The sequence below is a fragment of the Dickeya undicola genome (genome assembly GCF_000784735.1).
GTDB lineage: Bacteria > Pseudomonadota > Gammaproteobacteria > Enterobacterales > Enterobacteriaceae > Dickeya > Dickeya undicola.
This window is the reverse complement of sequence record NZ_JSYG01000008.1, coordinates 235,093-246,805: the sequence shown is the minus strand read 5'-3', so window position 1 is coordinate 246,805 and position 11,713 is coordinate 235,093. Positions and strand designations below refer to the sequence as shown.

General features: G+C 52.6%; 9 protein-coding genes. 2 read left to right on the top strand and 7 right to left on the bottom strand.

Annotated elements, in window-relative coordinates; translation table 11 throughout:
- Window positions 1-347 precede the first annotated feature (347 nt).
- From rbsR to kup, 7 genes are all read right to left on the bottom strand, one after another.
- A complete protein-coding gene (gene rbsR, locus OB87_RS04450; RefSeq protein WP_200884269.1) occupies window positions 348-1,352 on the bottom strand; it encodes a ribose operon transcriptional repressor RbsR in 1,005 nt (334 codons plus the stop codon).
- A 3-nt stretch (window positions 1,353-1,355) separates the two neighbouring features.
- Window positions 1,356-2,282, bottom strand: coding sequence for a ribokinase (gene rbsK, locus OB87_RS04445; RefSeq protein ID WP_033568220.1), 927 nt, complete (start codon window positions 2,280-2,282; stop codon window positions 1,356-1,358).
- An 81-nt stretch (window positions 2,283-2,363) separates the two neighbouring features.
- On the bottom strand, window positions 2,364-3,254 hold the full coding sequence (gene rbsB / locus OB87_RS04440) for a ribose ABC transporter substrate-binding protein RbsB (protein WP_022635461.1): 891 nt from the start codon (window positions 3,252-3,254) through the stop codon (window positions 2,364-2,366).
- Between the two features lie 26 nt (window positions 3,255-3,280).
- Window positions 3,281-4,249 carry a ribose ABC transporter permease gene (gene rbsC, locus OB87_RS04435; RefSeq protein WP_033568219.1) on the bottom strand — a complete coding sequence of 323 codons (969 nt, stop codon included), beginning with the start codon at window positions 4,247-4,249 and terminating at the stop codon, window positions 3,281-3,283.
- Between the two features lie 7 nt (window positions 4,250-4,256).
- Window positions 4,257-5,762, bottom strand: a complete 1,506-nt coding sequence (rbsA, locus tag OB87_RS04430) for a ribose ABC transporter ATP-binding protein RbsA (RefSeq protein ID WP_033568238.1) — start codon at window positions 5,760-5,762, stop codon at window positions 4,257-4,259.
- Window positions 5,763-5,769: 7 nt separating this feature from the next.
- The gene (gene rbsD / locus OB87_RS04425; RefSeq protein ID WP_013315718.1) at window positions 5,770-6,189 is read right to left on the bottom strand and encodes a D-ribose pyranase; all 420 of its coding nucleotides are present in this window, start codon (window positions 6,187-6,189) and stop codon (window positions 5,770-5,772) included.
- A gap of 317 nt (window positions 6,190-6,506) precedes the next feature.
- A complete protein-coding gene (gene kup, locus OB87_RS04420; protein ID WP_033568218.1) occupies window positions 6,507-8,375 on the bottom strand; it encodes a low affinity potassium transporter Kup in 1,869 nt (622 codons plus the stop codon).
- A 273-nt stretch (window positions 8,376-8,648) separates the two neighbouring features.
- On the opposite strand from kup, the gene ravA reads away from it, so the two are divergent.
- Together ravA and viaA are read left to right on the top strand one after the other, a co-directional pair.
- Window positions 8,649-10,145, top strand: coding sequence for an ATPase RavA (gene ravA, locus OB87_RS04415; protein WP_033568217.1), 1,497 nt, complete (start codon window positions 8,649-8,651; stop codon window positions 10,143-10,145).
- 5 nt (window positions 10,146-10,150) lie between these two features.
- Window positions 10,151-11,626 carry an ATPase RavA stimulator ViaA gene (gene viaA, locus OB87_RS04410; protein WP_033568216.1) on the top strand — a complete coding sequence of 492 codons (1,476 nt, stop codon included), beginning with the start codon at window positions 10,151-10,153 and terminating at the stop codon, window positions 11,624-11,626.
- The last annotated feature ends 87 nt before the right edge of the window (window positions 11,627-11,713 follow it).

Below are 11,713 nucleotides of genomic sequence, written 5' to 3'. Positions count from 1 at the left end.
TCACTAATTTTTTAGTGAAGCGTCCTGCGAGTGCCCACACAGATTGTCTGATTAATTGTTAAAGAGCAGTGTGACCGGCTTACAGCCTGCTGTCGCGAGGTGGCGTATACTACGCTTTCCTCATTCAGAGTCAACGACTTTTTTCGTTTTCTCCGTCTCACACCGCGCTGGCTCATCGCCGTTGCCGTGTCAGTGGAGGCGCATTATAGGGAGTTCTTCTGGCCTGACAAGCGATAAATGCAAAAAAAACATCAACTGGATGGTTTTCAGGCAAAACGGGCAGGAATACATCAAAATGCTGCTTTTCAGCGGTATAAAACGTCAGAATGAAGAGAAACAACCAACCACTAACGTCTTTTACCAACCGAATCCCGAACGATCAGTTCTGGCGTCAATACCAGTATATTGTGTTCTTCATCCGGGTGTTCCAGCCGGTGAAGCAAAGTATCAATCGCCAGTTCGCCCAGCTCATCTTTAGGTTGATGAATCGTCGTCAGCGGTGGGGACAGATAACGCGCCAGTTCGATATCGTCATAGCCAACAACGGCCATATCGTCCGGGATAGACAAACCGGCATCATGCAAAGCACGATAGACGCCCACTGCCATAGCATCATTACTGGTAAAGACGGCTTCGGGCCGCTGTGGCAATGCCAGTAATTGTTGCATGGCGCGAAAGCCGGTTTCGAATTCAAAATCGCCAACCACCTCATAACCAGGAAGGATCGATAGCCCCGCCTGATGCATCGCTTTACGGTAACCTTCCAGGCGGTTATGTGCGGTGGTTTTATCCTGCGGACCGGCAATACAGGCGATGTAGCGATATCCCTGAGAAATCAGGTAATGGGTAGCCATTTCGCCGCCTTGCAGCGAATTGTCCTTGATGACGTCGCTACTGCCTTCAAAAGGTGCCCAATCCATCATCACGACAGGAATAGAAGGATAACGACGAATAATATCGGGTGACGGCATATGGCTTTCAGTGCACATCAGCAACAACCCATCCACCCGTTTTTGCAGTAATGTTTCCAGGCTACGGCTCAGACGGTGGTGGTCGCCTTCTGTATTGCACAGAATCAGGCTGTAACCCCGTTCGTAGCAACAACGCTCCACACCTCGCACTACTTCTGCGTAGAACGGGTTGCTACTGGCAGTCAGCAACATACCGATAGTACGGGTCTGATTAATTTTGAGACTACGCGCCAATGCCGATGGCGCATAATTCAGCTGTTCGACCGCTTGCATCACCCGTTCACGGATGACGTCGCTGACATAGCGGTTATTATTGATAACGTGAGAAACCGTGGACGTGGATACCCCGGCCAGACGGGCCACATCTTTCATTGTTGCCAAGGATCACCCCTGTGCATTCAGGAAAGCATCAATCTCTTCACGCCAGGGAACTGAAGGCTGGGCGCCATGACGAGTAACCGCGATAGCTGCTGCCGCATGAGCGAATTTAACCGCAGCCTCCATCGGGCGTGATTCCAGCAGAGCCGTTACCAGTGCGCCATTGAACGTATCACCGGCAGCGATGGTATCGACCGCTTGTACGCGAAAACCAGGAATTCGCTGCCCTTTACCCTGTTCACTTAACCAGACACCACGACTTCCCAACGTAATCAGTACGGTCGCAATGCCTTTATCATGCAATACCTGTGCGGCACGTTGTGCATCATCTTCCGTTTCGACGGTAATGCCGGTCAGGATCTGCGCTTCGGTTTCATTCGGCGTAATCATGTCCACCAGCGAGAGTAATTCATCAGATAGCGGGCAGGCCGGTGCCGGATTGAGGATCACTTTGGTGCCATTGTTATGGGCCAGACGAGCAGCGGCCGTAACCGTTTCCAGTGGCGACTCCAACTGCATCAACAGCGCGGAGGCATCAATAATTTTCTGTTGATAACGATTCAGATAATCAGGCGTTACCGCCGCGTTGGCTCCCGCATGAATACCGATCATGTTTTCGGCTTCACCGTTAACGAAAATCAGCGCCACCCCGGTAGTCTGGCCGGAAATGGCTTCAACGGCGGAAACATCGATTCGGTCTTTGATCAGTTGCTGGCGAATACGCTCACCGATATCGTCGGCCCCGACACAGGCAATAAATTCGATATCAGCGCCGCTGCGCCCGGCAGCCACTGCCTGGTTAGCACCTTTGCCGCCAAATGCCACACCATACTGTTTACCGATCACGGTTTCGCCTGGGCGGGGAAACTGTGTCAGATTCAAAATATGGTCTGCATTGATACTTCCCAAGACTACCAGCTTGCCTGATTTCATTACCATGAACCCCGATGTTGATTACGCGCCACCCGTCAGGGTGGCGCCGTACTGCACGTGCGGTATTACGCTTTGATTCTGTTATTGTTTGGTAACCAGTTTCAGGTCAACAGGGATGATCGGCTGTACTTTTTCACCTTTCAGAACCTTGTCAGCGGTTTCCACACCGATAATACCGATTTGCTCAGGGCGCTGTGCCACGGTAGCCGCCAGTTTGCCGCCTTCTACAGCTTTCACGCCGTCGGCGGTGCCGTCAAAACCGACTACCAGCACATCATCACGACCGGCCGTCTGCAAAGCACGCAGGGCGCCCAGCGCCATTTCGTCGTTCTGGGCAAAAACAGCTTTAACATCTGGGTGAGCGGTCAGCAGGTTCTGCATGACGTTCAGACCTTTAGTGCGATCAAAGTCAGCAGGCTGGCTCGCCAGCATGGCAAACTTGTTTTTCTCGGCAGATTTCATGAAACCAGCGCCGCGTTCACGGGCCGCTGACGTTCCTGCCAGGCCTTCCAGCTGAATCACCTTGGCACCTTCACCCAGTTTTTTGGCGATGAAATCACCAGCAACTTTACCGCCGAAGGCGTTGTCGGAAGCCACATGGCTAACCACTTCGCCGCTGGCTGCAACACGGTCCAGCGTGATGACCGGGATTTTGGCCTGGTTAGCCAGCTTCACCGCATTACCTACCGCGTTAGAATCGGTCGGGTTGATCAGCAGCAGCTTGGCACCGCGAACGGTCAGATCCTGCACATTGGAAAGTTCTTTGGCCGGGTTGTTCTGAGAATCCAAAATCACCAGATTGTAGCCAAGTTTGTCAGCTTCTTTCTGCGCGCCATCTTTCAGAGACACGAAGAACGGGTTATTGAGCGTGGAAACAACAAGAGCAATGGTATCCTTCGCCAACGCATTGGCACTGACGGTGGCACTCAGCGCGACAGCGGAAACCAGAGTAGCAATCTTCTTCAAATTCATATTTCAATTCCTGTGTGAATGAAAAGTTATTTACTGCCTTTGTTATCTACCAAAACCGCCAGCAAAATAACCACCGCCTTGACGATCATCTGGTAGTAAGAAGAAACACCTAACAGGTTAAGCCCGTTATTCAGGAACCCCAGAATCAGAGCACCGATTAACGTTCCCACCACGCGTCCTTTACCACCTGACAGACTTGTGCCACCCAGCACCACCGCCGCAATGGCATCCAATTCATAACCCGTCCCTGCCGTTGGTTGCGCCGATGACAAGCGAGCGACTTCGATAATGCCCGCCAGCGCCGACAGCAGACCACACAACGCATAAACAACCACTTTCACTCTATCAACGCTGATCCCGGAAAGGCGGGTTGCCGCTTCATTTCCGCCCAGCGCATAGATATAGCGGCCGATGCGGGTATGGTGCAGCATGTACCAGGTTGCCAGGAATACCACCGCCATAATCCAGATTGGCGTGGGTATGCCCAGAGGACGTCCGATGCCGAACCAGCCTAGCGCATCCGCCGCATCGGAAAAACCGGTATTGATCGGGCTGCCGTTGGTATACACCATGGTCACGCCGCGCAGCAGCAGCATCATCACCAGCGTGGCGATAAAGGCCTGCACTCGCCCCTTGGCAATCACGATGCCGGTGCCAGCACCGATGACAGCACCCAGCGCCAACGCGGCGAACACCGCCACCAGCGCATTGATCTCAAGTCCGACGATGGAAGCCGCTACCGCGCCGGTCAGCGCCAGCAACGATCCCACGGACAAATCAATGCCGGACGTGAGGATCACCAGCGTCATTCCCACCGCCATAATGGCGTTCACCGAGGTTTGTTGCAGGATGTTGAACAGATTGTTCAGGGTAAAAAAGTTGGGGCTCATTGAAGACACCACAGCGATCAGAATCAGCAGGGCGATCAATGATTTTTGCTCCATCAGCCACTCTTTGCTGAGCCAGCGCTTCGCTGTGATAGTTTGGGAACTCATGTCTGATTTACTCCTGCTTTACGCCGTATTGCTTACCAACGGCCGCAGCCATCAGCGTTTCCTGTGTCGCCTGTTCAATCGGGAACTCGCCGCTCAGACGCCCTTCGTGCATCACGATGATGCGATCGCTCATCCCAAGCACTTCAGGCATTTCCGACGACACCAGAATGATGCTTAGCCCTTCCTGCTTGAACTGGTTGATTAACTGATAGATTTCTTTTTTTGCCCCCACATCCACACCGCGGGTCGGCTCATCCAGAATCAGCACTTTGGGGCGCGTCATCAGGCCGCGAGCGATGGCGACTTTCTGCTGATTACCACCAGACAGCAGCCCAATCGTCTGGGACATGGACGGCGTGCGGATATTGAACATGCGGATGAAATCGCTCACCGCCTGCTGCTCATCACCGTGCCGCAGCGACCCCGCAGCATTGCTGAAATAGCGCAGCGCGGTCAGAGACATGTTTTCCTTCACCGACATACCGAGCACCAGCCCGTCGTGCTTGCGGTCTTCAGAAATATAGACGATGCCACTGGCAAGCCCGTCCTGCGGACTGCGGGTCACCACATCCTTACCATCCAGATGAACATTGCCGTGGGTACGCGGCAGCGCACCGTAAAGCACTTTCATCAATTCGGTACGACCGGCACCCATTAACCCGGCGACACCCAAAATCTCGCCCTTACGCAGTGTGAAACTCACGTTTTCTACACCCGGCCCGGACAATTCACTGACCTGCAAACGCACCTCACCGGGTGCCTGATTCAGGCGGGGATACTGCTCTTCCAGCTTACGCCCCACCATCATTTCAATCAGCGAGTCTTCCTGCAATTCACTCACCGGGCGCTCGCCGATGAACTGACCGTCGCGAAAGACCGTCACGTCATCACAGATTTCAAAAATTTCTTTCAGTCGATGGGAGATATAAACGATGCCGCAGCCATGAGACTGTAATTCTTTAATCACACTGAACAGTGACGCGGTTTCGGTATCGGTCAACGCATCGGTGGGCTCATCCATGATGATGACCCGAGATTCAAAGCTGAGCACCTTGGCGATTTCGACCATCTGCTGGTCACCAATCGACAACTCCCCCACTAGACGACGGCTGTCATAACGCAAATTCAAACGTTTGAGCAGTTTGTCCGCCTCGGCATACATCCGTTTCCAGTCGATACGCCCCAGGCGGTTGGTAAATTCGCGGCCAAGAAAGATATTTTCCGCAATGGTGAGTTGAGGAATCAGGTTCAGTTCCTGATGGATAATACCGATTCCTGCTTCCTGAGAGGCTTTGGGGCCGCTGAAATCCACGTCCTTACCCAGAAAATGGATACTGCCGGCATCTTTGCGATAAATCCCCGTCAGTACCTTCATCATGGTGGACTTGCCGGCACCGTTTTCACCCACCAGCGCCATGACCTTACCGGGATAGACATTCAATGCCGCACCAGAAAGCGCCTTAACGCCGGGAAAGGTTTTGGTGATGCCTTGCAATTGCAGTAAAGGTTGCATCAGTACCTCAGAAGGTGACGCCAGCACAAAGGATTACATTCGCATACGGAGAGCATTCTCCAGTGCGAATAATGGCCCGGCTTTGACCACTTTGCTTTTTGAAATCCTCATGGCTGACGTAATGCAGTGAAATAGTATTTCCCTGGTGTTGTTCAAGTTGTGCTAACTGTTTCAATAATGCGTCATGGAGCTGCGTATTTTTCTCGATAATTTCCTGCGCCAGGATCGCGGCTTCAACCTGCATTTCCGCCGTTACCACATTCAGCACCTGCAAAAAGCCGGGCACATTATGGGTCAAGGCTAAATCAATACGGGTTGTCGTCTCCGGAATCGGTAAACCAGCATCCGCAATCACAATCTGGTCGGTATGTCCCAGCCGGGAAATCACCGACGAAATATCGGAATTAAGTAACGCACCTTTCTTCATTTTTATTTACCCTGATAGCGAAACGTTTCGCTCGTATGGCAAGTGTAGAAAAAGAACAGCAGAAGGCAACGATTATCTTATAAAAATGTGATCGTTATCGAAACGTTTCGTTGGCGTAATAAAAGGAAGATTTTAAGTTATTAAAACCAATGAAAATGCCCTGAATGCCTGACCAGACGGGCTGTTTCTGGATGTTTCGCACCGGCTTCGCATCCAGAACTGGGACTGACAAAAAACAGCGAGACTACGGTGATGAATACAAAAACGGGTGAGTTCTTACCGAATCTCACCCGCTTAACCAGCCACACAGCTCTGCGTCAGATTTCTACCTGAATACCCAGCTCGATCAGCCGGTTCGGTGGAATTTCGAACTGGTCTGCCGCGCGCAACGCGTTGCGGCTTAGCATCATGAACAGTTTACCGCGAACTCGCATATACCAGGGGCGGCTCCCCATCATCAGCGACTCGTTCGACAGGAAGAACGTGGTTTCCATCATCTGACAAGTTAAACCATCCTGCCAGCAACGGTGGAAAACCTCTTCCACGTTGGGGGTTTCACGCCAGCCATAGCTGGCGACAACCCGCCAGAAGGTCGGAGAAAGCTGTTCCACCGAAACACGCCGGGCGTTATGCACATAAGGCGCGTCTTCCGTTCTCATGGTCAGCAATACTACGCGCTCATGCAGTACCTTGTTGTGTTTGAGATTGTGCAGCAACGCAAACGGAATCACATGAGTAGCGCGAGAAAGATAGACCGCAGTACCGGTCACTCGTACCGGTGGGTTCTTTTCCAGCGAAGCAATCATCGCATCCAGAGAATTGCCATGCTCATGGATACGGCGCAGCAGCCGGAAGCGTTCACTTTTCCAGGTGGTCATGATGATAAACATCACCATCCCCAGCGCCAGCGGCAACCAGCCACCGGAAATAATCTTCACTACGTTAGCCAGGAACATCGGCAGGTCGATAGCCAGCAGCGCCACCAGCAACAACCCGACCAGATAGCGATACCAATGCCAGTTTTTCAGCGCCACCGTACAGGACAGGATACTGGTCAGCACCATGGTGCCGGTCACCGCAATACCGTAGGCAGCAGCCAGATTGCTGGAGTGTTCGAAGCTGACAATAACGATCACAACCGCCACATACAGCAGCCAGTTGATAAACGGAATATAAATCTGCCCGGATTCCATATCCGACGTATGCACGATGCGCATCGGCGGCAGATACCCGAGACGCACCGCCTGTCGGGTCAGCGAAAATACGCCAGAAATGACCGCCTGAGAAGCGATGATGGTAGCCAGCGTCGCCAGCACCAGCAGCGGAATCAGCGCCCAGTCAGGTGCCAGCAAAAAGAACGGGTTTTTTATCGCCTCTGGGTTTTTCAGCAGCAGCGCACCCTGACCGAAGTAGTTGAGCACCAGCGACGGTAAAACTGCGGAAAACCAGGCGATACGAATCGGCAGTTTGCCGAAATGCCCCATGTCGGCGTACAACGCTTCCACCCCGGTGATCGCCAGCACCACCGCCCCCAGTGCAAAGAAGGATACCGCTTTGTACTGAATAAAGAAGTTAATGGCCCATTTAGGGTTTAGCGCCTGCAGCACCTCAGGATTGGCAATGATACTGCGCGCGCCCAGTACCCCGAGCGACAGAAACCACAACATCATGATCGGCGCAAACAGGCTACCCACTCGGCCGGTGCCGTGCTTCTGAATCATGAACAGCAGCGTCAGCACCACAATCGAAATCGGGACAATGTAGGTATCCAGCGACGGTGCGACGATATCCAGCCCTTCAATCGCTGACATCACCGAGATTGCCGGGGTGATCACCACCTCGCCATAGAAAAAGCTACCGCCGATCAGCCCCATGATCACCACCATGGCGGTCACCTTATCGGACGTGTTGCGCCCGGCCAGTGACATCAGCGTCAGAATGCCACCCTCACCGGCGTTATCGGCGCGCATGACATAGCTCAGATACTTAAGGGATACCACCAGCACCAGCAGCCAGAATATCAGAGAGAGAAAGCCAAAGACGGAATCGGGCTCAACCCCAAAACCAAACTGTCCGGAAAGACACTCCCTGAGCGTATAAAGCGGGCTGGTGCCGATATCGCCATACACCACACCGATGGCAGCCAGCGTGATCGCCGGAAGTGAACGTTTATGTTCTGAATTCATAAACCCTGTCTTCTGTTATCAATTCATTAACAAATCGGGCTTTGTTCTGGTTGGACTAGCCCGAAAACGCACAGTATGCACAAATCACGTTAAAAGCCCATTTTTAATATTACCTTCGTTCTGATTCAGGACTGGTAGGTTGGTTGATTAACACCAGTAATGGTGACAATAATTAATGTATGGCTAATGAAGAAAACGTAGTCTTCCCAACATTCCTGAATAACTGGTTCTTCACGCTTCCCGACGGCGATTCACAGCAATAACGGACCTATTATGATACAACCCACAGCGCTGGCCGACCGTATCTCTCGCCTGAGCCATGCTCTCGAACACGGTCTTTACGAACGGCAACACGCCATCCGACTCTGCCTGCTGGCGGCGCTTAGTGGTGAAAGCGTCTTCCTGCTTGGGCCACCGGGGATAGCCAAAAGTCTGATTGCCCGTCGCCTGAAATACGCCTTCCGACATGCTCGCGCCTTTGAATACCTGATGACGCGCTTTTCAACGCCGGAAGAAGTATTCGGCCCACTCTCCATTCAGGCCCTGAAAGACGAAGGGCGTTATCAGCGCCTGACAACCGGCTACCTGCCGGAAGCTGAAATTGTATTTCTGGACGAAATCTGGAAAGCCGGCCCCGCTATCCTCAACACCCTGCTGACCGCCATTAACGAACGCCGTTTTCGCAACGGTAACAGTGAAGAACCAATCCCGATGCGGTTGCTGGTTACCGCGTCCAACGAACTGCCGGAAGCCGACAGCAGCCTGGAAGCCTTGTACGACCGTATGCTAATCCGCATCTGGCTGGACCGGGTGCAGGACAAACACAATTTTCGCGCCATGCTCACCGCCTCACCCAGTGAACAAGACAATCTGGTCAGCCCGGCGTTAAGTGTCAGCGACGAAGAATACCAACAGTGGCAGTCTCATATCGAGAATATACCCTTACCGGAAAATTGCTTCGAACTGATTTATCAGTTGCGCCAACGTCTGGACTCGCAAGACGGTTCGCCATACGTATCTGATCGCCGCTGGAAAAAAGCCATTCGCCTGTTGCAAGCCTGCGCCTTCTTCAGCGGGCGAGAAACCATTACCCCGGTTGACCTTATTCTGCTCAAGGATTGCTTGTGGCATGACCTTAGCACCCATGATCTGGTGGAGCAGCAATTACAGCAGTTAATGAGCGAGCAGGCCTATCAGCAGCGAGCATTGCTGTACCGGCTACAGCAACTGAATGTGAAACGCCAGCAATACCAGCAACAGCAGAGCGAGCAGCAAGCCTTCAGGGTTGATCGTCAGGTCAACTTTTTCGGCCGCAAACCACATCACACGCTGCCTGAAAGCCAGACTTCCGCCGAACTGACGCTGATGTTGCAAAAACCGCTGCTGCTCAACGATTACACCGTCACCCATGTGGTGATCGACCGGGAGGCGCTAGCGGGCTGGCTGCAAAAAGGCGGCGAAATACGCGGCAAGCTCAACGGCGTCGGTTTTAGCCAGCGTTTGGATCTGGAAGTGGATGAACGCCAACATCTGATCATCCGTGATATCAGTTTACAAGGTTCCGCACTGTCTTTACCGGGCGTAATAAAAGGCCAACTGCCGGAAGAAATGCTTCAGGAATACGAAACACTGAAAATTCAGTTACGTGAGCAACGTCGATTGTTCGAGCGTCATCAACCTTGTCTATTTGTTCCCAAAGAATGGCTGGCCAGAATTGAAGAAAGCCTGCAGCAAGTCGATGAACAAATAGAGCAGTCACAACGGGAGTAACGATCATGCTGACGCTGGAATCCCTGGAGATGTTGTTGTCCATCGATGAAAACGATCTGCTGGATGACGTCATTATCACTCTGATGGCAACGCCTCAGTTGGTGATGTTCTTCGACAAGTATCCGCGTCTGAAAAATGCCGTCATGCGTGATCTGCCAGAGTGGAAAGAAAACCTCCGGCAACGGCTGCATAATACCCAGGCTCCGCCGGAACTGGAGAAAGAATTTACCTGCTATCAACAGACCCAGTTGGTTAGCGAGCACACCTTTCAGTCCAACCTGCCGGACATCATGTCCACCTTGCATAATGTGGATTCTCCTTTCCTTAATCAGGCAGAAAAGCTGGTTAACTCCGCGTCGCATGTATCGGAACTCCATATCAGCAGCAGCCAGCACAGCTTGTTTATGCAGCGCTGGCGCCTCAGCCTGACACTGCAAACACTGAACCTGCACCAACAGATCATGGAACAGGAACGGGATCAATTGCTGGATGAGATCCAAAAACGGCTGACCATCAGCGGTGCGCTTGAACCCATTCTGGCCGATAACGATACTGCCGCCGGGAGACTGTGGGATCTCAGCGCCAGCAAACGTATGAAGCAGCCATTAAATTCGTTGCTGGAAGCAGGAGCCTTTCTGCGGCAACAACCGGAATTGCAGCGCCTGGCGGAACGTCTTGGCCGTAGTCGGGAAACGAAATCGATCCTCAGCCAGGATGCCCCTAAAGAAGCTTTTCAGATTATGGTGCGTGAACCGGCTTTTACACCAGAGCAGGTTAGTGGCATCCATCAGAGTGACGATATTCTACGCTTACTGCCCACCGAGCTTTCCACCCTCGGTATCAGTGAGCTGGAGTTCGAGTTTTACCGCCGTCTGTCGGAGCATCGGTTATTGACTTACCGATTGCAGGGAGAAAGCTGGCGGGAAAAAACATTGGAGCGGCCGGTTATCCACCAGCATAACGAACAACAGCCGCGTGGGCCGTTCATCGTTTGTGTGGATACCTCTGGTTCGATGGGCGGTTTTAACGAGCGCTGTGCCAAAGCCTTCTGCCTGGCGCTGATGCGGATTGCGCTGGCGGACAACCGCCGCTGTTACATCATGCTATTTTCTACTGGCATCGTCAGTTACGACCTGACGTCGGAAAGCGGGCTGGAAGAAGCCATTCGTTTTCTCAGCCAGACCTTTCGGGGGGGCACTGACCTGGCTAGCTGCCTGTCAGCCTTGTTGGAAAAAATGGACAGCCAATCCTGGCAGGATGCCGATGCCGTCATTATTTCTGACTTTATCGCCCAGCGTCTGCCGGACGATCTGGTTAACGAAGTTAAACGTCGCCAGCATCGGCTACAACACCGTTTCCATGCAGTCGCCATGTCAGCACATGGCAAGCCGGGTATTCTGCGCATCTTCGATCATATCTGGCGCTTTGACACCGGGCTGAAAAGCCGCCTGCTGCGTCGCTTTCAGCACGAAAAAGTCTGATAACTCAAACTTACTGTTCTTCTTATATCGCGCTTTCCTGAGCACGCTCTCGGTTTGGTCGTTGATTCATTGGGCAATAATCAGTAA